Source organism: Streptomyces hazeniae (genome assembly GCF_031845485.1).
In the GTDB taxonomy this organism is placed as follows: domain Bacteria; phylum Actinomycetota; class Actinomycetes; order Streptomycetales; family Streptomycetaceae; genus Streptomyces; species Streptomyces hazeniae.
Genome location: NZ_JAVREQ010000001.1, coordinates 509,782 through 533,449 on the forward strand (window position 1 = coordinate 509,782; position 23,668 = coordinate 533,449).

The 23,668-nt window shown below is 76.2% G+C and carries 15 protein-coding genes; 13 read left to right on the forward strand and 2 right to left on the reverse strand.

Going from position 1 to position 23,668, the window contains the following annotated elements; all coding sequences use genetic code 11:
- Nucleotides 1-44: 44 nt before the first annotated feature.
- Complete coding sequence (locus tag RM572_RS02430) at nt 45-584, reverse strand: HNH endonuclease (protein ID WP_027763668.1); 540 nt, start codon at nt 582-584, stop codon at nt 45-47.
- A 307-nt stretch (nt 585-891) separates the two neighbouring features.
- On the opposite strand from RM572_RS02430, the gene RM572_RS02435 reads away from it, so the two are divergent.
- From RM572_RS02435 to RM572_RS02475, 9 genes are all read left to right on the forward strand, one after another.
- On the forward strand, nt 892-1,872 hold the full coding sequence (locus RM572_RS02435; RefSeq protein WP_311671574.1) for a mechanosensitive ion channel family protein: 981 nt from the start codon (nt 892-894) through the stop codon (nt 1,870-1,872).
- 180 nt (nt 1,873-2,052) lie between these two features.
- Nucleotides 2,053-3,336, forward strand: a complete 1,284-nt coding sequence (locus RM572_RS02440; protein WP_311671575.1) for a 6-phospho-beta-glucosidase — start codon at nt 2,053-2,055, stop codon at nt 3,334-3,336.
- Nucleotides 3,327-4,319, forward strand: coding sequence for an N-acetylglucosamine kinase (locus tag RM572_RS02445; RefSeq protein WP_311671576.1), 993 nt, complete (start codon nt 3,327-3,329; stop codon nt 4,317-4,319). Before RM572_RS02440 ends, RM572_RS02445 begins: the two co-directional genes overlap by 10 nt.
- A gap of 478 nt (nt 4,320-4,797) precedes the next feature.
- Nucleotides 4,798-6,291: a hypothetical protein gene (locus RM572_RS02450; protein ID WP_311671577.1), complete on the forward strand. Its 1,494-nt coding sequence runs from the start codon at nt 4,798-4,800 to the stop codon at nt 6,289-6,291.
- Entirely contained in the window at nt 6,288-7,301 is a 1,014-nt protein-coding gene (locus tag RM572_RS02455; protein ID WP_311671578.1) for a glutamate ABC transporter substrate-binding protein, read from the forward strand. Before RM572_RS02450 ends, RM572_RS02455 begins: the two co-directional genes overlap by 4 nt.
- Before the next feature lie 90 nt (nt 7,302-7,391).
- On the forward strand, nt 7,392-8,735 hold the full coding sequence (locus RM572_RS02460; RefSeq protein ID WP_311671579.1) for a hypothetical protein: 1,344 nt from the start codon (nt 7,392-7,394) through the stop codon (nt 8,733-8,735).
- A gap of 41 nt (nt 8,736-8,776) precedes the next feature.
- The gene (locus RM572_RS02465) at nt 8,777-11,656 is read left to right on the forward strand and encodes a serine/threonine-protein kinase (RefSeq protein ID WP_311671820.1); all 2,880 of its coding nucleotides are present in this window, start codon (nt 8,777-8,779) and stop codon (nt 11,654-11,656) included.
- 2 nt (nt 11,657-11,658) lie between these two features.
- Complete coding sequence (locus tag RM572_RS02470; RefSeq protein WP_311671580.1) at nt 11,659-13,197, forward strand: protein phosphatase 2C domain-containing protein; 1,539 nt, start codon at nt 11,659-11,661, stop codon at nt 13,195-13,197.
- Nucleotides 13,198-13,387: 190 nt separating this feature from the next.
- Nucleotides 13,388-14,797: an FHA domain-containing protein gene (locus RM572_RS02475; RefSeq protein ID WP_311671581.1), complete on the forward strand. Its 1,410-nt coding sequence runs from the start codon at nt 13,388-13,390 to the stop codon at nt 14,795-14,797.
- Nucleotides 14,798-14,873: 76 nt separating this feature from the next.
- On the opposite strand, the gene RM572_RS02480 is transcribed toward RM572_RS02475, so the two are convergent.
- Entirely contained in the window at nt 14,874-16,364 is a 1,491-nt protein-coding gene (locus RM572_RS02480; protein ID WP_311671582.1) for a PucR family transcriptional regulator, read from the reverse strand.
- Nucleotides 16,365-16,524: 160 nt separating this feature from the next.
- Between RM572_RS02480 and RM572_RS02485 the strand changes: the two genes are divergently transcribed.
- The 4 genes from RM572_RS02485 to RM572_RS02500 all read left to right on the forward strand — a co-directional run bounded on the left by RM572_RS02485 (nt 16,525) and on the right by RM572_RS02500 (nt 23,667).
- Entirely contained in the window at nt 16,525-18,045 is a 1,521-nt protein-coding gene (locus RM572_RS02485; protein WP_311671583.1) for a sodium:solute symporter, read from the forward strand.
- 68 nt (nt 18,046-18,113) lie between these two features.
- On the forward strand, nt 18,114-19,763 hold the full coding sequence (locus RM572_RS02490; RefSeq protein WP_311671584.1) for a thiamine pyrophosphate-binding protein: 1,650 nt from the start codon (nt 18,114-18,116) through the stop codon (nt 19,761-19,763).
- A gap of 30 nt (nt 19,764-19,793) precedes the next feature.
- Nucleotides 19,794-20,198 (forward strand): globin, encoded by a 405-nt coding sequence (locus tag RM572_RS02495; RefSeq protein ID WP_027763679.1) that lies wholly within the window; start codon nt 19,794-19,796, stop codon nt 20,196-20,198.
- 76 nt (nt 20,199-20,274) lie between these two features.
- On the forward strand, nt 20,275-23,667 hold the full coding sequence (locus RM572_RS02500) for an ABC transporter permease (RefSeq protein WP_311671585.1): 3,393 nt from the start codon (nt 20,275-20,277) through the stop codon (nt 23,665-23,667).
- The last annotated feature ends 1 nt before the right edge of the window (nt 23,668 follow it).

Below are 23,668 nucleotides of genomic sequence, written 5' to 3' on the forward strand. Positions count from 1 at the left end.
GTCCCCGCGCGGGGTCGGCGCCGCGACACGGTGATGGCCCGGTCTCAGGCAGGAACTCTGCCCTCGATCCGGGCCATGGCGTCGTCCGCGCCGTACGGTTGGAGATACGGCAACCAGCGTGGGTCGCGATGACCGGTGCCGATGATCCGCCAGGCCAGGCCGGTGGGCGGCGCGGGCTGGTGCCGCAACCGCCACCCGATCTCGGCGACGTGGCGGTCGGCCTTCACGTGGTTGCAGCGGCGGCAGGCCGCCACCACGTTCTCCCAGGTGTGCTGCCCGCCGCGGCTGCGCGGGATGACGTGGTCGACGCTGGTTGCGACGCCACCGCAGTACGCGCAGCGGCCCCCGTCCCGCGCGAACAGGGCGCGGCGGGTGAGGGGAACGGGGCCGCGAAAGGGCACCCGCACGAAACGCTTCAGGCGTACGACGCTGGGGGCGGGTATGACACGGGTCGCGCTGTGCATCAGGGCGCCGGAGTCCTCGAGGCTGACTGCCTTGTCGTTGAGTACGAGGATGAGCGCGCGGCGAAGCGGTACGACGCCGAGCGGCTCGTACGACGCGTTGAGGACCAGGACATGCGGCACGGTGCCTCCAGTTCCGTCGGCGGCGCGTGGCTCGCGCCGGGACGATCTCCCCTCAGTGTGTCGTCTGCCCCACCACCTGCGCCACCACGGCCCGGTAACGCGGTGTCCGTGTTTTCCACCACACGGCGTTCCGCCGAACCGCCGGTCAGTGGCAGGGGGTGACCGGGGCGTGACCGGAACCTCACGTCCGTCGCGCGGGCGGCGGGCGAGGCGCCGCTAGTGTGGGGAGGCGTCCGCTTCCCGCACAGAGCCCCCGCGAGGCCCCGTTCACGGCCGCGCGGACGCGTCCCGCACGGAAGGTTGCGCAGTGCCCCTGTTGACCGGAGCCACCCCGCCGCCCGCGGTCCCCTCGATCGAGGAGGCCCGCCGGACGGCCGACACCGCCGCGGGCTGGATAGAGCGGAACTGGGAGTCCTGGCTGGCGGGCGGCATCCGGATCGGGCTGATCCTGGTCGTGGCCTTCGTGCTGAACTTCGTGGTCCGGCGGGCGATCACCAAGTTCGTCCGGCGGATGAACCGGAACGCCGAGGCCGAGGCCAGCGGGAACGCGCTGCGCGGCCTGCTGGTCAACGCCGAGCGCAGGCGGCAGCGCTCGGAAGCCATCGGGTCCGTGCTGCGCAGCGTCTCGTCTCTGCTGATCATGGGCACCGCCGTACTGATCGTGCTGTCGACGCTGGGCATCAACCTCGCGCCGCTGCTGGCCAGCGCGGGCGTCGCGGGCGTCGCCCTGGGCTTCGGCGCCCGCAACCTGGTGACCGACGTGCTGACCGGCATGTTCATGCTTCTGGAGGACCAGTACGGCGTGGGCGACCGGGTGGACGCGGGCGAGGCGACCGGGACGGTGCTGGAGATCGGCCTGCGCGTGACGAAGCTGCGCGGCGACGACGGAGAGATCTGGTACGTCCGCAACGGCGAGATCAAGCGGGTCGGCAACCTCAGCCAGGGCTGGGCCACGGCCTCCGTGGACGTGCAGGTGCGCGCCACCGAGAACCTCGACATGGTCCGCGCCGCGGTCGCCGCGGCCGGCGAGGAGCTGGCGAAGTCCGAGCCCTGGGACGAGCACCTGTGGGGCGGTGTCGAGGTGCTGGGCCTGGACTCGGTCACGCTGGAGTCGATGACCGTGCGGGTCGCGGTCAAGACGATGCCCGGCAAGGCGCTGGGCGTGGAGCGCGAGCTGCGCTGGCGCATCAAGCGCGCGCTGGACGCCGAGGGCGTGCAGCTCGTCGACGACGAGTCGCTGGCGCTCGAGGCGGGCCGTGTCTCGCTGCGCAAGGACTCCCGGGACTGACGCCGGACGCCCCGGCCCTCGGACGCTCCCGGACCTCGGACGCTTCCGCCCGTCCGGAGGCGCCCGGCCACCCGGCGGCGCGCCCTCCCGGGGTGCCGGCGCGCCGCCCCCTCTCCCTCTCCGACCTCGCGCCGGATATTGTCTAGACCACTTGTCGAGTCTTCGTCGGAGAGGCACCGCATGAACGTCACCCTCGCCGTGGTCGGCGGCGGCTCCACCTACACGCCCGAACTCGTCGACGGCCTCGCCCGGTTGCGCGACACGCTGCCGGTGGACGAGCTGATCCTCGTCGACCCGGCCGCCGAACGCCTCACCCCGGTCGGCGCCTTCGCCCGGCGACTCCTGCGGGCGCAGGACCACCCGGCGAAGGTCACCACCACCGCGGACCTGGACGGGGCGGTCGAGCGGGCCGACGCGGTGCTGCTCCAGCTCCGCGTGGGCGGCCAGGCGGCCCGCGCGCAGGACGAGGCGTGGCCGCTGGAGTGCGGCTGCGTGGGCCAGGAGACCACGGGCGCGGGCGGGCTGGCGAAGGCGCTGCGCACCGTCCCCGTCGTGCTGGACATCGCCGAACGCGTACGCCGCCGCAACCCGGACGCGTGGATCATCGACTTCACCAACCCGGTGGGCATCGTGACGAGGGCGCTGCTCCGGGCCGGCCACAAGGCCCTCGGCCTGTGCAACGTGGCGATCCACCTCCAGCGCACCTTCGCCGAACTGCTGGGCACCCGGCCGGACGAACTGCACCTGGACCACTACGGGCTCAACCACCTCACCTGGGAGCTGGCCGTCCGCCAGGGCGGCCCCGACGGGCCCGACCTGCTGCCCGGGCTGCTCGACGCGCACGCGGCGCGGCTCGCCGAGCATCTGCGGCTGCCCCAGCCGGTACTGGAACGGCTCGGCGTCGTCCCCTCCTACTACCTCCGGTACTTCTACTCCCACGACCAGGTCGTCGACGAGATGCGGAACAAGCCCTCCCGGGCGAGCGAAGTCGCCGCCCTGGAGGAGCAGTTGCTCGCCATGTACGAGGACCCGGCGCTGACGCGGAAGCCGGAGCTGCTGGCGAAGCGGGGCGGGGCGTTCTACTCGGAGGCGGCGGTCGCGCTCGCCGCCGCGCTGCTCGGCGGCGGACCGGAGACCGGCACGGGGTCCGTGCAGGTGGTCAACGTGCGCAACGACGGCACGCTGCCGTTCCTGCCGGACGACGCGGTGGTGGAGGTGCCCGCACGGATCACCGCCGCCGGGGCACGGCCGCTGCCCGCACCGCCCGTGGACCCGCTGTACGCGGGGCTGATCGCGCACGTCGCCGCGTACGAGGACCTGGCCCTGGACGCCGCCGTGCGCGGCGGCCGGGACCGCGTGGCTCGGGCACTGCTGGCCCACCCGCTGGTCGGCCAGTACGACCGCGCCGAGGCCCTGACGGACCGGCTGCTCGCCCACAACACCGCACACCTGGCATGGCTGTGACCGCGGCCTGCCTCGCCGTCGACGCCGGCAACAGCAAGACCGACGTCGCCGTCGTCGGCGGGGACGGAACGGTGCTGGGCCGGGCGCGGGGCGGCGGCTTCCAGCCGCCCGCGGTGGGCGTCGGCGCGGCGCTGGACGCGCTGGCCGCGACCGTCGCCCGGGCCGCGCGGGCCGCCGGATGCGACAGCGGTTCCGGCGCGCCGTTCGCCGACGACGTCACCGCCTGTCTCGCCAACGCCGACCTGCCCCGCGAGGAGCGGGAGTTGGCGGACGCCGTCCGTGCGCGGGGCTGGGGCCGCGAGACGCACGTGCTCAACGACACGTTCGCGCTGCTGCGCGCCGGGCTCCCCGACGACGCGGCGGACGGGCACGGGGTGGCCGTGGTGTGCGGCGCGGGCATCAACTGCGTGGGACGGGACGGCGGCGGCCGTACGCACCGTTTCCCCGCCGTCGGGCGGCTGTCCGGCGACTGGGGCGGCGGGGGCGGCCTGGCCGACGAGGCCGTCTGGCACGCGGCGCGCGCGGCCGACGGCCGCGGGGACCGTACGGCACTCGCCGAGGCGCTGCCCGCGCACTTCGGACTGCGGTCGATGGGCGCGCTGATCGAGGCGTTCCACCTCGGCGACCTGCCCCCCGCGCGGCGGCTGGAGGCGGCCCCGCTGCTGTTCGCCGTGGCGGCGGACGGCGACCCGGTGGCCCGGTCGCTGGTGCGGCGGCAGGCGGACGAGGTGGTGGCACTCGCCGGAGTGACCCTGGAGGCGCTCGCGTTGACGGACCGGCCCACGCCGGTCGTGCTGGGCGGGGGCATCCTGACGGCCGGCCACGCGCTGCTGGACGGCTGGGTGCGGGACGGGCTCGCGGCGCGCGCCCCGCACGCCGTCCCGCACGTGGTGACGGCACCGCCGGTGCTGGGTGCCGCCCTCCTGGGCCTGGACCGCGCGGGCGCTCCCCGGGCGGCCTACGCCCGCCTCCGCGCGGCCTGACCGGCGACGCCTCGCCCGGTCGGGACGCACGACGACGCCCCCGTGACCCGCACGCCTGCCCCCGCCGTACGCGCGCCGTCACGCCGGGCCGGACAGCCGTGCGGAGGGTGGCGGACGCGTGCCGCCGGGCCGGTGAGGGGCTCGCATCCCGCGTTCCGCACCGGTCCGTACCGGCTGAGGCGTCGCCCCGCGCGAGCGGGCCGCGTGCGCGAGGGCCGGGGCCGTAGGTCGCGGGGCGCGTTCGCGGGTGCCCTGGCCGGTGTCGCGTTCGCTGTCACGAGGCGTTCGGCGGTTCCGGCCCGAAGCGCGCCCTGCGAGCGCCGCATGCCGGGCGGCGACCGCGGGCGCCGGGGCGGGCGCGGGAACAATGCCCCGGGGCCGTCCGGACTCCTGCAGTGGGGTACCGCATGTGGGCGGCGGCACCGGCCGTCATACTGCTGGGCAACGGGGAGAACGCCAGGGGGAGGACCGACCAGCCGTGACACAGCCGCCCGCCGCATGGCCGCCGGCACCACCGACCACCGCACCGGCGCCGCCCGGCCACAGCACCCCGGCCCGGCCCGGTCCGACCCGGACCGCGCGGCCGCCCGGTCCGGCACCGGCCCCGGGGGAGCCCGGTGCCGGACCGCCGCGCACACCACGCGCTCTCTGGGCGCAGACGGTTCGCCGCGTCCGCGAGGCCGCGACGACCGAGCCCGGCAGGCTGCGCGGCATCGCCGCGCTCCTCGCCGCCCTGCTTCTGCTGTTCGGCGCTCTCACCGCCTGGCAGGTCGGTGCGCGCGCCGCCGCGGCCGACGCGGTGGTCGAGCACAGCCAGCCGCTGAGCGAGGACGCGGCCAGCATCTACCGGTCGCTGGCCGACGCCGACACCACCGCCTCCGGCGGCTTCCTCGCCGGAGGCGGTGGCGTCGGCGAACCGCGCTCCCTCCGCGAACGGTACGAGCGCGACATCCGGCGCGCCTCCGAACTGCTGGCCAAGGCCGCAGCCAACTCGGAGGGCTCGTCGCAGACCCAGCGCCGGATCGCGGAGCTCAACCGTGAACTCCCCCGCTACACGGGCCTCGTGGAGGCGGCGCGGGCCAACGACCGCCAGGGGCTGCCACTGGGCGGGGCGTACCTGCGGTACGCCAACGAGCGGATGCAGGAGAAGCTGCTGCCCGCCGCCCGCGACCTGTACGAGGCGGAGAACGCGCGGCTGCGCGCGGACTACACCGAAGCCCGGTCCTGGCCGTGGGCGGCCACGCTCGCCGGTCTGGCCGCGCTCGGCGCGCTCGGCTGGGCTCAGCGCCGCGACTACCTGCGCACCAACCGCATGCTCAGCCCGGGCCTGGTGGGCGCGGCGGCGGCGACCCTGGTGGCGCTGCTGTGGCTGACCGCCGGCTCCGCGCTCGCGCGTTCCTGGCTCGGCAACTCGGACGAACACGGGGCCCGTTCGCTGCACGCGCTCAACGAGGCGTGGATCGGCTCGCTGCAGGCGCGCAGTGCGGAGAACATGTGGCTGGTCGCGCGCGGCGCGGGCGGCACGTACGAGCAGGACTCCGTACGGCACCTGGCACGGGTGGCCGGACCGACGCCCGAGCCGGACGCGGAGGACCGGGGCGGCCTGGTCGACGAGGCGTACCGGCTGGCCGACGACGAGGCGGGGCGCGGCCCGGTGGCGGACGCGCAGCACGGCCTGCACGTGTGGCACAAGCGGCACGCGAAGGCCCGTGCCGCCGAGGACGGCGGCGACTACGAGCGCGCCGTGGAGCTGGTGATCGGCCGCGAGAGCGGCACGACCGGCGACGCCTTCGACGTCGTGGACACGGGGCTGCGGAAGGCGAGCGCGCACGAGAAGGCCGAGTTCGAGGAGGAGGCCGGTGACGGGCGGGCGGCGCTGACCGGGCTGGCCGCCGGCGGGGCGCTGCTCGCCCTGCTGGGCGCCGGGGGCGCGACGGTCGGCATCGGACGCCGGCTGTCGGAGTACCGATGAGGGGGGACGACGTGGACGTGCACGACGGCGGACGGCGGCGGAGGGCCCGCCTCGCGACGGCGGTGGCGGCCGCCGCGACGGCTGCGGCGCTGGCCGTACCCTTCCTGGCGGGCGGCCGCACGCAGGCAGTGCCCGCCGGCCCGGTGGACACCGTCCGGTCCGCTGCGTTCGCGGAGGCGGAGACCTGCGCCGACGGCGGGGACCCGACGGCGAGCCTCAGCCCGTCGTCCGCCGCAGGACCTGCCGTCGCCCGCATCCAGGAGCGGGGGCGGCTGGTCGTGGGCGTGGACCAGAACAGCTACCTGTGGGGCTACCGCGACCCGGCCACCGGGGAGTTGGCCGGCTTCGACATCGACCTGGTGCGGGCCGTGGCGGAGGATCTGCTCGGCCCGGACCCGCAGATCGTGTTCCGGACGATCCCCACCGCGCGCCGCATCCCGGCGATCCGGGAGGGTGAGGTGGACATGGTGGTGCGCACCATGACGATCGACTGCGACCGGGTGGAGAAGGTGGCGTTCTCCACCGCCTACTTCCTCAGCGGGCAGCAGCTCGTCGTGCCGGAGGGGAGCGACATCACCGGGCTGGACGACTCGGTGCGCGGCAGACGCGTGTGCAACGCCCGCGGTTCGACGGCGGAGAAGCTGCTGGAGACCGAGGAGTACGCGGCGCTGGACGTCCGCCAGGTCAAGGTGGCGAACCAGCTCGACTGCCTCGTGCGGCTGCAGCTCGGCGAGGCCGACGCGGTGCTGACCGACAACGCGCTGGGTGCCGGGCAGGTGGCGCAGGACCCGTCCGTGAAGCTGGTCGGCGAGCCCGCCACGGTCGAGCCGTACGGGATCGCGATGAACCTGGAGGACGACGATCTGGTGCGCCGGGTCAACAGGGTGCTGGAAAAGTACCGCGCAGGGGGCGACGGGAGTCGGTGGAGGGTCTCGTACGACCGCTGGCTGGCCGACATGATGGACCCGGGCACGGAACCCGCACCGCCGGAACCGGTGTACCGGGACTGAACGCCGCGCGTGCACCCTCCCGGCGGGGCGGGTGCACGCGCGCCGGACGACCGACCGCACAGCCACGGACTTGGATCAGCGAGGTGATCGATGGGCCCGCCGCGACCCGCCGTACCGGCGATGAGCCGGGAGGAGGCGGACCGTGAGCTGTCGCGCCTGTACACGGAGCGCGAGACGGTCGAGTCGACACTCCTCGCGCTGCACGAGCACGCGGGCCGCCGCCTGCTGGAAGGCGCGGACCTCACCGGCGTCACCGCCCGGCGCTGGGCGCACGCGGAGACGACGATCACCCTGCTGTGGACCTGCTTCGACCTCTACACCGACACCCTGCGCGCGGCACGCGACCTGCGCAAGCGGCACCGCTGGCCGACCCGCGACGACCTGACGGAGCTGACCGGGCTGCTGCACGGCACCCTGACCGTGCCGGCCGAGCGGCCCGCCGACGGCGCGTCCGGGCTCTCCCAGGGCGGGCACTCCGGCGGCGGGGACACCGGGGGCGGGGACGCCGTGGAGGAGCTGACGCTCCCGCAGCTGGTGCGGCGGATGAACGCCTGGTACGCCCGTGCCCTGGACGTGGTCGTCGCGGCCGAGGCCGTGTGGTCCGCGCTGCCCGCCCGGATCGACCTGCTCGCCGAGGAGCTGGGACGGGTGCGGTCGCTGGCGCGCTCGGTCGGCGTACGGCCGGGTGAACACCCCTCGGGCGACGGGCTGGAGAGGATCACCGGCGAACTCGCCGCGCTGCGCGCCGAGGTGCTGCGCGACCCGCTGGCGTTCTGGAACGCGGACGGCGGCAGCTCCGCCCCCGGCGGCGGCCGTCCGGACACCACCCGCTACGACGCGGCCGCCCGCGCGATCGAGGACGTCCGGCGGGACATCGAGGCGGTGCTGACGGTGCGGCAGGACGCCGAGCAGCGGCTGCTGCGCCTGCGGGACATGCTGTCGCGCGCGGACCGCACCCTCGCCGAGGCACGCACGGCCCGCGTCGAGGTGCTGGCGAAGATAGCGGCCTCCGAGGTGCCGGCGGTCAGCGGACCGCCGACGGCGCTCCAGGAGCAGCTCTCCCGCGCCGCCGAGTACCGGCGCTACGCGCAGTGGAACCGGCTGTCGCCGCTGCTGGAGTCGCTGGAGGAGGAGGCCGAGGACGAACTCGACCGGGCCAGGGCGTCGTTGTCCGCGGTGACGGCCCCGCTCGCGGTGCGCGCGGAACTGCGCGGCAGGCTGGACGCCTACCGTGCGGAGGTCGCCCGGTGCGGCGCGGGTCAGGACCGGCTGCTGAGGGAGCGCTACGACGCGGCGCGGCGCATTCTGTGGAGCGCGCCGTGCGACCTGGGCGCGGCGGAGACCGCCGTGCGCCGCTACGTGGACGCGGCGAGAGAAGTCTTCGTACCACGGCAGGGCGACGGTTCCCCTGCCGAGCACAGGGGGGAAAGGTGAACGTGGCACCGCAGGCGGGAACGTCCGCACCGGGCGGCGGCATGGCGGGGCGGACCTGCCAGCGGCCGGGCTGTTCGGGGCGTTACGAGGGCGCGGACGGCGGCGAGTTGTACTGCGGCGCCTGCGGCCTGGCGCCGGTCGTCTCCGCCGTCGGCGTGATCGGCGCGACCGCGACCGGTCTCACCCCGCCCGCGCGCCAGGACCCGGCGCCCGCCTCGAGCGGCTCCGGACAGGCGTCCGGCCGGGACTCCTCCCGTTCGCAGGCGTCCCGCCGGTCGGTGTCCGGGCGGCTGTCCCGTTCGGTCTCCGGCAGCGGCGTGCGGTCGGTGTCCGTGCGCAGTTCGGGCACGACGGCGGGAACGTCGGCGCGCAACCGGCTGGGCGCGGGGCTGGTCACCGTGCCGGAGGTGCCGAAGGCGGACCCGGCGTCGGTGGTGCTGGACGACCCGCGGGTGCCGGAGCGTAAACGCTTCTGCAGCAACGGCGCGTGCGGGGCGAAGGTCGGGCGTTCGCGCGGCGGCCGCCCGGGCCGTACGGAAGGGTTCTGCACGCAGTGCGGGCGGCCCTACTCGTACCTGCCCAAGCTCCGGGCCGGCGACGTGGTGCACGGGCAGTACGAGATCGCCGGCTGCCTCGCGCACGGCGGGCTGGGCTGGATCTACCTGGCTGTCGACCACGCGGTCTCCAACCGCTGGGTGGTGCTCAAGGGGCTGCTGGACACCGGCGACGAGGACGCGATGGCGGTCGCGATCTCGGAGCGCCGCTTCCTCGCGGAGATCGAGCACGCCAACATCGTGCGGATCTACAACTTCGTCGAGCACCTGGACCGGCGCACCGGCAGCCTCGACGGCTACATCGTCATGGAGTACGTCGGCGGCCGCTCCCTCAAGGACATCGCCAACTCCCGTCGCACGGAGGCCGGCCGTCGCGACCCGCTGCCCGTCGAGCAGGCGTGCGCGTACGGCATCGAGGCGCTGGAGGCGCTGGGCCACCTGCACAGCCGGAACCTGCTCTACTGCGACTTCAAGGTCGACAACGCCATACAGCAGGCCGACCAGCTCAAGCTGATCGACATGGGCGCGGTGCGGCGGATGGACGACCTGGAGAGCCCCATCTACGGCACCGTCGGCTACCAGGCGCCGGAGGTCCCCGAGACCGGGCCGTCCGTCGCCTCCGACCTGTACACGGTGGCTCGCACGCTGGCGGTGCTGACCTTCGACTTCAAGGGCTACACCGGCGACTACGCCGACCGGCTCCCGGACCCGGAGAGCGTGGAGATCTTCCGCCGGTACGAGTCGTTCTACCGCTTCCTGGTCCGCGCGACGGACCCGGACCCGCAGCGCCGGTTCGCCTCCGCACAGGAGATGGCGGATCAGCTGACCGGCGTGCTGCGGGAGATCGTCGCACTGCGCACGGAACGTCCGCGACCGGCCCTGTCCACCCTCTTCGGGCCCGAACTGCGCGTGGTGGACACGGCGTTGCTGCCGCACCTGACGGGCGACGCGTCCGCGCTCGGCGCGCGGGCCGCCGTACCGGCGGGCGGCGGACGGTTCGGGCGGCTCCTGCGCCGCCGCGCCGCCGCGGGCGCAGGCGGTGCCGGCAGTGCGCACGCGCCGGGGCCCACGCAGGGGTGGGCCGGCCCGGCCGCCCCGCACCCGGCGGCCGGGCCCGGGGCCTCCGGGGGCGGCCGGCCGTCTCCGCCGCCCGCGGGGTACACCGCCGCGCACCCCGCCGAAGGGACCTCGACCGGTCCTGACGGGGACGGGGACCTCGACACGGCGGGCACACTGTCGCTCGTCGCGCAGTCCCGCCGTGCGGCGACGGCACCGGAGCATCCCCGGGGCGGTCCGCCGTCCCACGGCGTCCCGGGCCCTCCCCCGGGCCTGCCGCCCGGGTACGCCCCGGGAGCGGGAGCGGGAGCGGGTGCGGGGCGGGGCGCCGCCGCCTGGCGGGCCGGCGGTCCGGCCTCGGCGGCCCACGGCCCGGCGCTCGTCCCGTTGGAGACCCGGGCGACCGCGCTGGCGCTGCCCGTGCCCCGGGTCGACCTCTCCGACCCGTGCGCCGGATTCCTCGCCGGGCTGGCCGGTTCCGCGCCGGCCGAGGTCGCCGCCGCACTCGCCCACGCCCCCGCCGACTCGATCGAACGCCGGCTGCGCGAGCTGCGCGCCCTGCTGGAGCTGGCCGGACCTCAGGACCGGCACGGCGCCGCCCGCCTGCTGGCCGAACTGGAGGCACGGCACCCGGAGGACTGGCGGGTGGTGTGGTTCCGCGGCCTCACCGCGCTGGCCGACGGCGACCGCGAGACCGCGGCGCTCTCCTTCGACGCCCTCTACGACGCGTTCCCCGGCGAGATCGCGCCCAAGCTGGCCCTCGGGGTGTGCGCCGAGACGCTGGGCCAGCTCGACAACGCCGCCGAGTACTACCGGCTCGTCTGGACCACCGACCCCTCCTACGTCAGCGCCGCGTTCGGGCTGGCGCGGGTGCGGCTGGCGACCGGCGACCGGCAGGGCTCGGTGCAGGCGCTGGAGTCCGTACCGGAGACCTCCAGCCACCACACCGCCGCCCGCGTGGCGGCCGTACGGGCCCGGCTGCGCGGGCGCGACCCGCGCACGCTGCCGTTCGACGACCTGTGTGCCGCGGCCCGCCAGGTCGAGCAGCTGCGTGAGGCGGGCCTCGACGCCCTGCGGTACGAACGGCTCACGACGGAGGTGCTGGGCGTGGCGCTGGACTGGGTGCTCGCCACCCGCCCGGCCTTCAACGGCCACGTGCTGCCGCTGCTGAACGCGATGCCGGAGGAGGCGCGGGTCCGGGAGGCCCTGGAGCGTTCCTACCGCCGGCTCGCGAGGCTGGCGCAGTCCGGCTCTGAGAGGATCGAACTGGTGGAACGGGCCAACCGCTTCCGCCCCAGAACGTGGGTGTGACGATGTCAGAGAACGACCGACCGGCGGCCTGCCCCGAGTGCACCGAGCCGGCCGAGGACGGCGACCTGTTCTGCGGGGCCTGCGGCACGGACCTGCGGCCCCGGCGTTCCACCGCCCCGGGCGGCGACTTCGACCCGCGCCCGCCGCGCGGCGGCACCCACGTCACCGTCCGGCAGCCCCCGCCCGGCGCGTCCCGGACGGGCTCCGCCCCGGGGAGTGCTCCGCTCGGCGCCTCGGCGTCCGGGGGCGCCGAGGCAGCGGCGGCGGTGGGCTCCGGCGCCGGGCACGGCCCGTCGGGGCCGAGCGCGTCGGCTGCCGGCGGGACGGCGGGACGAGGAGACGCGCCCGCCGCCCCCGCCGCTTCCCCCGCCCCGGCGGCGGAGGCAGCCGTGCAGGACGCCGGGGCCTGGCCGGCACCGGCACCGGCACCGGCCCCCGCGCCGTCGCCGCACGCGGGCACCGCGCGGACGGAGGGTGCGCCGGCCGCCGCGCAGAGCCCGGCGCACGAGGCCGCCGGGCACGAGGCCGCGCCCGCGGCTGGGGCGGACCGCGCGGCGCAGCCCGCGCCCGCCGCCGACGCGGAGACGCGGGACGACTCCCCGGAGCGGGAGAAACCGGAGCAGGACACCCCGGGCTGCGTCGGCTGCGGCACGGGGTCCGTCGGTCCGGACGGCCACTGCACCCACTGCGGCCACAAGCAGCCCGTCGCGCGCGACCACTGGGAGCGCGAGGTGGCGGGGGTCGCGGCCGCGAGCGACCGCGGCCTGAGGCACCGCCGGAACGAGGACTTCTTCACGGTCTCCGCGGTGACCACGCCGTCCGGAGGGCCGTCGCAGATCGCCGTGGTGTGCGACGGGGTCTCCTCCGCCTCGCGGTCGGACCAGGCGTCGGAGGCCGCTGCCGAGGCGGCGGCCGCGTCGATGCGGGAGTCGATCCCGCGCGGAGCACACCCGCAGCACGCGATGCACGACGCCCTGCTGGCGGCGGCGGAGGCCGTGGACGTGCTCGCGACGCCGGAGGAGCGCGAGGCTCAGCAGAACGCGCCCGCCTGCACGATCGTCGGCGCGGTGACCGCCGACGGCATCCTCACGGTCGGCTGGGTCGGCGACAGCCGCGCCTACTGGGTGCCCGACGACCGTACGCAGCCGCCGTCGCGGCTCACCCAGGACGACTCGTGGGCCGCGCAGATGATCGGCGCGGGGCTGATGACCGAGGCGCAGGCGTACGCGGACGCGCGCGCTCACGCGATCACCGGCTGGCTCGGGGCCGACGCGTACGAACTCGACCCGCACACCGCGTCGTTCAAGCCGGACCGGTCCGGGGTGGTGGTCGTGTGCAGCGACGGGCTGTGGAACTACGCCGACGCGTCGAAGGACATGGCGGCGGCGTTGCCGGCGGACGCGGCGACCCGTCCGATGGCGGCGGTCCGACACCTGGTCGGCTTCGCGCTCGACGGCGGGGGCCACGACAACGTGACCGTCGCGCTGGTACCGGTCGCCGTCCCGGCGGACGGCCCCGCCGCGTCGCCTGCGGGGTCCTGACGCCGAACGTCCCGATCGCCCGCCTCTGTCCGCATCCGTGTTCGAAGGTGGTGGACGTGGTGGACGCGGTGCCGGGTACTGTTCGACGGAGGAGGAGCGTCGGCCGGACCGCCCGGAACGACCCCTTCCGCCGCGGACCGGTGAACGGCCCGCACGAGGCAGCGAACGTCACGATGGGGGAGGCAGGACCATGCCGACTTGCCCGAACGGCCACCAGTCGGCGGCCGACGACTGGTGCGAGGTGTGCGGTCACCGCATGGCCGCACCGTCCGGTCCGCCCGGTGGCGGGATCCCGGGTCCGCCCGGCCCGGGCACGCCTCCCGGCCCGCCCCCGGGCTCCACGCCTCCCCCGGGACCACCTGGTCAGGGGGGCTACGGCTACCCGCAACAGCCCCAGTACCCCCAGCAGCCCGGCCCCCCGCAGGCACCGCAGCCGCCGCACGGCGGACCGCAGCCCGGCGGCTTCCCCGGAGGCCCGGGCAGCATGCCGGGGCCCGAGCACCCGCAGGCCGGGCCGGAGCGCTGCCCCCAGTGCGGTACGCCGCGCGCCCCGCAGGCGTCCTTCTGCGAGCAGTGCCACTTCGGCTTCCAGGGCGGACCGGGCGGCCCACCCCCCTTCGCCGCGCCGCCGCAGCAGCCCGGCCCTGGCAGGGGCGCACCACCCCCGGCCCCCCAGGCACCGGGCGGCTACGGCTACCCACAACAGCCCCAGCACCCCCAGCAGCCCGGCCCCCCGCAGGCACCGCAGCCGTCCGGCCACCCGGGCATGGGTGCCCCCCCGGGCCCCCCGGGGCAGGGCGGCTACGGCTACCCCCAGCAGCCCGGCCCACCGCAGCAACCCCAGCACCCGCAGCCCGGCCCCGGCACGGGCGCACCACCCCCGGCCCCCCAGGCACCGGGCGGCTACGGCTACCCACAACAGCCCCAGCACCCCCAGCAGCCCGGCCCCCCGCAGGCGGCCGCCCCCGGCGCACCGCCGCAGGCACCCCCGCAGGGCGTGCCCCCGCAGGGCGGTCCGCAGCAGGGTCCGCCGAGCGGCGACTGGCAGATGGCGCCGCCCGGCGCTCCCGCCCCGCACGGCGCGCCTCCGGGACAACAGCCGGGACACCAGCCGGGCCATCAGCCGGGCCCCGGCGAGCCGTACCAGCCCCCGGCGCACGCTCAGCAGGGCCCGCCCGCCGGCCAGGATCCGTCCGGCCCCTGGACCGCCGTGATCGCCCCCGACCGGGAGTACTTCGCCGCGATGATGCAGCGGAGCGGGCCGGAGGCGTCGGCGCTCAACCTGCCGGCGTACTCCGCGGAGCACGAGATGCCGCTCACCGGCCATCAGGTCTCGATCGGGCGGCGCCGCAACTCCACCGGTGAGGCGCCGGACATCGACCTGGGCCGGCCCCCGGAGGACCCGGGGGTGTCGCACCAGCACGCCCTGCTGATCGCCCAGCCGGACGGCAGCTGGTCCGTCGTCGACCAGAACTCCACGAACGGCACCACGGTCAACGGCGGCGAGGACCCGATCCAGCCGTACGTGCCCGTCCCGTTGCGGGAGGGCGACCAGGTGCACGTCGGCGCCTGGACGACGATCACCCTGCGCCGGGGCTGACCAACCGGAACCGGAGGGGAGCGGCGGGCCGCCCGCCGCTCCCCTCCGGCACGTCCGCGCCGCCTCCCGGGTCAGGTCAGACCCAGCGCAGCGCGAGCCACAGCTCCGCACGCTCGTCGGGGTCGCCCAGGTCGGCGTCGAGGAGTTGGCCCGTGCGGGCGATGCGCTGGCGCACGGTGTTGCGGTGGACGCCGAGCGCCGCCGCGCTGCGGTCCCAGCTGCCGTGCACGGACAGCCAGGCGCGCAGGGTCTCGACCAGTGCCGGCCGGTCGGCCAACGGCCGCAGCCGGGCACGGGCCCGTGCGCGCGCCTCGCCGGGAGCCAGCAGCGCGCCGAGGTCGTGGGAGTGCGTCCGGCGCTGCCGTACCACCGGGCGGTGCTCGGCGACCGCCCGCCCGAGAGACTCGGCGGCCCCGGCGTCCCCGAGCGGGAGGTCGTCGGCGGCCACGGGGCGGGACGCCCCGAGTGTCCATCCGGGCTGCGCCGCAACCGGCCCGTCGCCGGGCACCAGGGCCCGGAGGGTGTCGCCGTCGACGTCCACCAGGTCGGTCCGCAGGCCCGCCGCCAAACCGGCCCTCGCCGGCAACCCGTGGTCGGGAGTGCCCGGCCTGCGCCGCCCGTGCACCACCGTCCAGAGGCCGGCGACGCCCAGCGCCGGGAGGACGTCGGCGACCGGGAAGCCGAGGAGCAGCCGGACCAGGGCGGCCGACGGGCGGGCGTTCGTCGCGGCCACCCGGTGGCTGGTGAGCAGGGACAGCAGCGCCACGGCCGACCGCACGAGCGCGTCGTCGGCCCCCTCCGGGCCGGGGGCGCACACCCCGAGCGCCAGGCGCTCCCCGTCGTCCGCTCCCCCGGCCGCCCCGGTGAGGGCGAACGCACTCAGCCGCCAGGCTCCCGACGCGTCGGCCGCGGAGGACGGCGCGGCCCGCAGCCTGCCGGTGAGCGCCGCGAGGGCGCAGCGCTCGTCCGGCGGCGGTTCGGCGCCCGCGACGGCCACCTCCCGGCCGCCGCGTCCGAACAGCGCGGCCCAGCCGTCGGTCTGTTCGGCGAGCCGGGCCAGCACGGCGGGGACCGGGTGGGGGCGGGTGGCCGCGGTGGTCAGGGCCTGCTGGGCGGCGCTCAGCCGTTGCAGGTCGCGGTGCCGCCGCTCCGCGACCAGCTGCCAGAGGGTCCGCGCCACCGCCGTGAAGGGCGTCTCCTCCGGGACCCGGAGAAGCGGGAGGCCGTGCCGGTCGCAGGCCCCCGCCAGCGCCGGCGGCACCTCGTCGTAGAGGGGTGCGATGCCGAAACCGAGGGCCGTCGCCCCCGCCCGTACGGTCCGGGTGACGTACTGAGCCCAGTGACGTTCGGCGCCGTCCTCCGGCGCCGGGCCGTGCACGCCCGCGGTCAGCAGCAGCTCGCCGCCGAGCAGGTACGGCACGGGGTCGCCCATCTCGCTGGTGTGCACGGCGTAGACCTGGTCGCCTGGACCCGCGGGCGGGCCCGCGACCTGGTGCAGCGCGAGCTGCTCGTCGCGGAGCAGTTCGGTGAGGGCCACGGGGACGGTGGGGGGCAGTACCTCCTGCATGGCGTCCTCCGCTCGCGCCGCGGGTGGACGGTTTGCACAGGTCCACCCGCCCGGGGAGAGGAAACGTACACTTCCTTCCTCCCGTACGGCTACCTACGTTGTGACGCACCCTGCCGACGGGGTGCCCCGGGCACCCCTCATTCCGGACCGAGGAGCGTTCATGGCCGTCGACTACGCAGTGATCGTGACGTACCTGGCGGGCATGATCGGCGTCGGCTGGTGGGGGATGCGCCGGGCCCGGACGAAGAGCGACTACCTGGTGGCGGGCCGCCGTCTCGGCCCGCTCATGTACTCCGGGACGATGGCGGCGATCGTGCTGGGCGGTGCGTCGACCATCGGCGGCGTGGGGCTCGGCTACCGGTACGGGCTGTCCGGCGCGTGGCTCGTCTTCACGATCGGCATCGGCCTGCTCGTGCTGAGCCTGGTCTTCTCGGCGCGCATCTCCCGGCTGCGCGTGTACACCGTCAGCCAGATGCTCGAACTCCGTTACGGAGGCGCGTCGACGCTGGTGTCGGGCGTGGTGATGTGGGCGTACACGCTCATGCTCTCCGTCACCTCGACCATCGCGTACGCCACGATCTTCGACGTGATCTTCGGCCTGGACCGGGTGGCCGCGATCCTGCTCGGCGGCGCGGTGGTGGTCTGCTACTCGGCGCTCGGCGGCATGTGGTCGATCACGCTGACGGACATGGTGCAGTTCGTGGTGCAGACCGTCGGCATCCTCCTGCTGCTGCTCCCCCTCGCGGTGTGGAAGGCCGGCGGATGGTCGGCGATGGCCGCCGAGCTGCCGGACGACTACTTCTCACCGATGAGCATCGGGGCCGAGACGGTGATCACATACGTGCTGATCTACTCGTTCGGCATGCTCATCGGCCAGGACATCTGGCAGCGCGTCTTCACCGCCCGCAACGACCGGGTGGCGCGCACCGGCGGCACGGTGGCCGGCACCTACTGCCTGCTCTACGCGCTCGCCGGCGCGGCGATCGGCACCGCCGCCAAGGCGCTCTACCCGGACCTGGCCCGCGCCGACAACGCCTTCGCCGTGATCGTCGGCGACGCCCTGCCCGTCGGGGTCAAGGGGCTCGTGCTCGCCGCCGCGCTCGCCGCCGTCATGTCGACGTCCTCCGGCACCCTGATCGCCTGCGCGACCGTCGCCCACAACGACATCTGGACGCGACTGCGGAGGCGTTCGGCCGCGTCGACGGGCCCGGACGGCTCCGGCCGGGCGGAGGACGAGGTCCGGGACAACCGGGCGTTCGTGGTGCTGATGGGCTTGGCGGTGATCGCCATCTCGGTGGCCATCGACGACGTGGTCGGCGCGCTGACCGTCGCGTACAACCTGCTGGTCGGCGGGCTGCTGGTGCCGATCCTGGGCGGCCTGCTGTGGAAGCGGGGCACCGCCGGCGGAGCACTCGCCGCGATGGGCGCGGGCGGGGTGACGGTCGTGGTGACGATGATGGTCGAGGGCATGCTCGCCACCGAACCGATCTACTTCGGCCTGCTGGCCGCGCTCGCCGCCTACGTGCTGGTCAGCCTGGCCGGCAGGCCGACGGACCCGGTGCGGCTCGCGGCCTGGCGGCAGCGGCTGGCCGGCCACGGAGGCGCGGGGCCCGGTGACGGCGGCGCGCCGCCGTCACCGAGGGAGGCGGCGGGAACGTCCTCCGCCCCGCGCACCGACTGACCCCCCACCACCCGCGATACCACTCGCCACCCGCGATGCCACCCGTACAGAAGGGCCACGACGCAACGATGACCACCCCGGTCCGCACCGGCGGCGACCTCGTCACCGAATCCCTGACCGCACTCGGCGCGACCACGGTGTTCGGCCTGCCGGGCCAGCACGCGCTGGGGCTCTTCGACGCGGTGCGCCGCTCACCGCTGGAGTCGGTGGGGCTGCGGGTGGAGAACAACGCGGGCTTCGCCGCCGACGCCCACGCCCGGATCACCGGCACGGTCACCCCGCTCCTGGTGTCCACCGGGCCCGGGGCCCTGATGACGCTGGCGGCGCTGCAGGAGTCGGCTGCGGCCTGCGTGCCCGTGCTCGGCATCGGCAGCCAGGTTCCGGTGGCCGGGCTCGGCGGGGCGCGCAGGGGATACCTGCACGAACTCGCCGACCAGGCGGCCGTGATGCGGGGCGTGGTCAAGTCGGCGCGCACCGTGCGGGCGGCGTCCCAGATCCCCTCCGCGCTCGCCGCCGCCTGGGCGGACGCGCTGGAGGCCCCGTGCGGCCCGGTGTGGGTGGAGATCCCGGAGGACGTACTGCTCGCCCCCGCCGCAGTGCCGCCGGTGCGCACCCTGTCGGCACGGCCCCGGCCGCTTCCGGCCCGTCCGGAGACCGTGGCGGCGGCGGCCGAGGCGTTGAGCGGCGCCCGCCGCCCCGCCGTGCTGGCCGGCGGCGGCGTGGTCCGCGCCGGGGCGCAGGCGGAGCTGCTGGCGCTGGCCGAGCTGCTGGACGCGCCCGTCGCGTGCACCTTCGGGGGCAAAGGAGCCTTCCCCTGGGACCACCCGCTCTCCCTCCAGTCCTGGCTGGAGGACCGGCACACGACGGAGTTCCTGCAGGACGCCGACGTGCTCCTCGTGGCGGGCTCCGGGCTCGGTGAACTGTCGTCGAACTACCACACCTTCGCCCCCCGCGGCCGCGTCGTGCAGATCGAGGCCGACCCCGGCAAGCTGGAGGCGAACCACCCCGCCCTGGGCCTGCACGCCGACGCCCGCGCCGCGCTCGCGGCACTCGCCGAGTCCGTGACGCCGCGGCCGGCCGGGGACGGCCGCGCGCGGGCCGCAGGGCTGCTCGCCCGGGTCCGGGAGCGGCTGGACGCCCAGGACCTCGCCCGTGAACGGCGCGTGCTGCGGGACGTCCGGGCCGCGCTGCCCGACGACGCGGCCAGCTTCTGGGACATGACGATCCTCGGTTACTGGGCGTGGTCCGCCTTCGACCCCCGGTCCGGGCCGCTGCACACCGCGCAGGGCGCCGGCGGACTGGGCTACGCCTTCCCCGCCGCGCTGGGAGCGGCGGCCGCGGACCGGAGCCGTCCGGTGCTGGCGGTCTCCGGCGACGGGGGCGCGATGTACTCGCTGGCCGAACTCGCCACCGCCCGGCAGCACGACCTGCCCGTGACCTGGCTCGTCGTCGACGACGGCGGCTACGGCATTCTGCGCGCGTACATGACGGACGCGTTCGGCGCCGCCGCCGGCACGGAACTCGCCCGTCCCGACTTCGCCGCCCTCGCCGCGTCGTTCGGCGTGCCCGCGATGCACACCACCCTCGACGGGCTGCGCGACGACCTCGGGGCCGCACTGTCCTCCCCGGGCCCCTCGGTGGTGGTGCTGCGCACGACGCTGCGGATGTTCGCGCCCACACACGACCCCGGTCCGGCGACGGGCCCTCGCCCCTCCTGACCCCGGCCGGGCATCTGCGACCATGGGGGCGTGATGGAGATCCCGCGCGGCAGTGTGCAGAGCCAGACCTTCTACGAGCAGGTCGGCGGCGAGGAGACGTTCCGGCGGCTCGTCCACCGCTTCTACCAGGGCGTCGCCGAAGACCCGCTGCTCCGGCCGATGTACCCGGAGGAGGACCTCGGCCCGGCCGAGGAGCGGCTGGCGCTGTTCCTCATGCAGTACTGGGGCGGCCCGCGGACCTACAGCGACAACCGCGGCCACCCGCGCCTGCGGATGCGGCACGCCCCGTTCACCGTGAACCGGGCTGCGCACGACGCGTGGCTGCGGCACATGCGCGACGCCGTGGACAGCCTCGACCTCGCCCCCGAGCACGAACGGCAGCTGTGGGACTACCTCGTGTACGCCGCAGCGTCTATGGTCAACTCTGCGGACTAGGTCCTGTCCGGGCATCGCCCGTGGCAGGCGGGGGCCAACGGGGGCGGTAAACGGGGGGCGGTAAGTGCCGGGGTTGATGCTCGCCCGTCTCCGGGCGCACCTGCTGCTGCCCGCCGCCGCCGCGCTCACCGTGCTGTTGACAGCCTCGGTGCTCGCCGCCCTGACCGCCTTCGGCGCGACCCTCGGGGACAGCGGCCTGCGGCACCGGCTGGAGCGTCAGGCCGCGGACGACGCGGTGATCGACGTGCACGCCGCCGTCACCGCCGGGGAGCGGGCCGACGCGGACGCCTCGGTGCGGTCCGCTCTGCGCCGCGCCTACGGTGGGCTGCCCACCGAGGTCTTCTCGGCCACCCGGTCCGCTTCGTACGCGCTGCCCCGGCCGGACGACGCGCCGCCCGCGCGCGAGGAGAACCCGGACCTGACCCTCTTCACCTCGCTGGACCGCGAACGGGTCCGGATGACCGACGGCGTGTGGCCCTCCGGCGCCGGACGCCCGGGCCCCGGAGGCACGTTCCGCGTACCGGTGGCCGTGCCCGCGCTCGCCGCGGAACGCCTCGGCCTGGAGCCCGGCGACGCGCTGCGGGTGGCGAGCCGGCTGGACGGCCCGCCGCCGGTGCGTGCCGAGATCACCGGCGTCTACGTGCCGAAGGACCGCTCCGACCCGTACTGGCGGCTGGATCCGCTGGGCGGGGAGGCCGTCCGCACCCTCTCCTACACCACATACGGACCGCTCGCCGTCTCCGACGCCGCCTTCGGCGCGGAGCGGCTGACGCCCGACGCGACCCACTGGCAGGCGGACGCCGACTTCTCCGCCCTCACCACGGACCGGGTCGATGAGCTGCGCACACGGGTCGCCGCGACGGCCGCCGATTTCGACGCGGCCTCCGGCGTGGACGGTGCCGTGGCGAGCAGCGATCTGCCGCAGGTGCTCACCGGTCTCCAGCGCAGCCTGCTCGTCGGCCGCTCGACGCTGCTGGTCGCCGGGCTCCAACTGGCCGCCCTGGCCGGGCTGACGCTGCTGCTGGTGACCCGGCTGCTGGCCACCGACCGGCGGGAGGAGACCACGCTGCTGCGCGCCCGGGGCGGCTCGCGGGGGCGGGTCGCGGCCGGTGCGCTGCTCGAAGGACTGCTGGTGGCGCTGCCCGGTCTGGTGCTGGGGCCGCTCCTGGCCGGGCCGTTGGCCCGTACGCTCGCCGCCGGGAGCGGCAGCGGGCCCGGCGGGTCCGGGGACGCGCTGCGCCTGCCCGGCACGGTCTGGTGGGTGTCCGCGGCGGTGGCGCTGGGGTGCGCGCTGACCGCGGCGGCCCCCGGCTTCCTGGGCTCGGCCGACGTGCACCTCGCCTCCCGGCGTCCGCGGGCCGCCGCGCTGCTGCGGGGCGGCGCCGACGTCGCCCTGCTGGTGGTGGCCGGCGTGGCGCTCTGGCAGCTCGCCCGCCGCTCGGCCGGCGCCGGTGTCCTCGCCGGCGGCGGTCCGGACGGAGGACCGGCCACGGCCGACGGAGGCGCGGTGGCCGGGAGTTCGGCTGCCGCGGGCATCGACCCGGTGCTCGTCACGGCCCCGGCACTGGCGCTGGTCGCCGTGACCGTTCCCGCGCTGCGCGTCCTGCCGCTCGTCGTCCGGCTCGGCGAGAGGGCCGCCGCCCGGGGGCGCGGACTGACCGCCGCCCTCGCCGGCTGGCAGCTCGGACGACGGCCGGCCCGCGGTGCCGGGCCGGCACTGCTGCTGGTCCTGGCCGTGGCCATGGGGGTGTTCGCGGTGGGGCAGGGAGCGAGCTGGGACCGGTCGCAGGCCGACCAGGCCGCCTTCCGAGTCGGCGCCGACGTCTCCGTCTCCGGGTCGGGCACCCCGGCCTTCGGCCAGGGCGGGCTGTTCGACGATGTGGACGGCATCGCCGCGGTGGCTCCGGTGAACCGGACGACGTTCGGCGTGGGCGGAGACCTGGACGCCGAGATCGTCGCCACCGACGCCGGGGAAGCCGGCCGGCTGCTGCACCTGCGCGGAGACCTCGCCGACCGGCAGCCGGAGGACCTGGCGGCCCTGCTCGACGGCCCCGGGCGGAGGAGCGGCGGCCTCGAACTGCCCGCCGACGCCACCGCGCTCCGCCTGGAACTGCGGCTGCGCGCGCCGGGGCCCGAACCGGTCGACGCCACTGTCGCGTTGGCCGTGGAGGACCGATTCGGGGTGCCGTACCGCTTCCGCGTCGGCGACCTCCCGGCCGACGGCCGGACGCACACGCTGACCGCCGCGTTCGACGAGGCGGCCGGCGACCGCGGTGTGCCCGCCGGTCCGCTGCGGCTCACCGGGCTGACGGCGGCGCACGTCGCACCCACGCGGTCAGGCGAACAGCGCCTGACGGTCGAGGAGTTGCGCGCGGAGACCCCCGGCGGCACCCGTGCGGTCGAGGCTGCGGGCGGTGCCGGGTGGTCGGCCCGTGCGACCGCAGGGGACACCGGGGAACGCCTCGGCGTCCCGATGCCCGACCGGCCTCAGCTGCGCTCGCTGCGGACGGGCGACGACACGGGCGGCGGCACGGTGACCGTCGCCTACACCACCGGTGCCGCCGAGGAACCGCCGTCCTTCGCGTACCCGGCGGTGCCCGTCGACGTCGTGCTGACGCTCCCGGGGGCCGCGCCGCCGAAGGGGCCGCTGCCCGCGGTCGCCACGGACGCGTTCCTGCGCGCCGCCGGAGCCGAGGTGGGCGACGAGGTGCTGGTCCAGATCTCCCAGCAGGACGTCCCGGTCCGGGTCACCGGTGCCCTGCGCGCCCTCCCCACGACGGGAGCCGACGGCGGAACGGCGAGCGCCGCCGGCGGAGACGCGGCCGGTGAGGGGGGCGGAGGGGCGTTGCTGGTCGACCTCGCGGCGCTCGACGCACGGCTGCTGGCAGCCGGCACGGCCCCGCTGGAGCCGGAGGGCTGGTGGGTGGACGCGACTCCCGGCGCGAGCCCGCGGATCGCGGACGCGCTGCGCGCGCACACGCCGTTCGACGCGGTCGACACCCGCGAGGAGCTGACCGAGCGGCTGCGGGACGATCCGCTGGGTTCCGGTCCGCGTGCCGCGCTCACCGGCATCGCCGTCGCCGCCGCGCTGCTGGCCGCGACCGGCTTCGCCGTGAGCACCGCCGCCACGGCACGCGAGCGGCGCGACGAGTTCGCGGTGCTCCGGGCCCTCGGCGCTCCCCGGTCGCGTCTCGCGCGGGCGCTGGCGGCGGAGCAGGGAGTGCTGGTCCTGCTGTCGCTGACGGTCGGTGTGGTGCTGGGGGTCGTGGTGACGCGGCTGGTCGTCCCGCTGATCGTGCTGACGGAGCGCGCGACCACCCCGGTGCCGCCGCTGCTGGTACGGATTCCGCCGGAACAGGTCGCGTTGCTCGTCGGCGCGCTCGTCCTCGTCTGCCTGCTGGTGATCGCCGTGAGCGCGGCGCGCGGCGCGGAACCGGCCCGGGCGCTCCGCGCGGAGAGGGGCGACTGAG

What these genes read in the sequence shown, in the direction of transcription:
- RM572_RS02440 (WP_311671575.1), top strand. Translation starts at nt 2,053, where the DNA reads ATGAACGTCACCCTCGCCGTGGTCGGCGGCGGCTCCACCTACACGCCC.
- RM572_RS02445 (WP_311671576.1), top strand. Translation starts at nt 3,327, where the DNA reads ATGGCTGTGACCGCGGCCTGCCTCGCCGTCGACGCCGGCAACAGCAAG.
- RM572_RS02455 (WP_311671578.1), top strand. Translation starts at nt 6,288, where the DNA reads ATGAGGGGGGACGACGTGGACGTGCACGACGGCGGACGGCGGCGGAGG.
- RM572_RS02460 (WP_311671579.1), top strand. Translation starts at nt 7,392, where the DNA reads ATGGGCCCGCCGCGACCCGCCGTACCGGCGATGAGCCGGGAGGAGGCG.
- RM572_RS02465 (WP_311671820.1), top strand. Translation starts at nt 8,777, where the DNA reads ATGGCGGGGCGGACCTGCCAGCGGCCGGGCTGTTCGGGGCGTTACGAG.
- RM572_RS02470 (WP_311671580.1), top strand. Translation starts at nt 11,659, where the DNA reads ATGTCAGAGAACGACCGACCGGCGGCCTGCCCCGAGTGCACCGAGCCG.
- RM572_RS02475 (WP_311671581.1), top strand. Translation starts at nt 13,388, where the DNA reads ATGCCGACTTGCCCGAACGGCCACCAGTCGGCGGCCGACGACTGGTGC.
- RM572_RS02480 (WP_311671582.1), bottom strand. Translation starts at nt 16,364, where the DNA reads ATGCAGGAGGTACTGCCCCCCACCGTCCCCGTGGCCCTCACCGAACTG.
- RM572_RS02485 (WP_311671583.1), top strand. Translation starts at nt 16,525, where the DNA reads ATGGCCGTCGACTACGCAGTGATCGTGACGTACCTGGCGGGCATGATC.
- RM572_RS02490 (WP_311671584.1), top strand. Translation starts at nt 18,114, where the DNA reads ATGACCACCCCGGTCCGCACCGGCGGCGACCTCGTCACCGAATCCCTG.
- RM572_RS02500 (WP_311671585.1), top strand. Translation starts at nt 20,275, where the DNA reads ATGCTCGCCCGTCTCCGGGCGCACCTGCTGCTGCCCGCCGCCGCCGCG.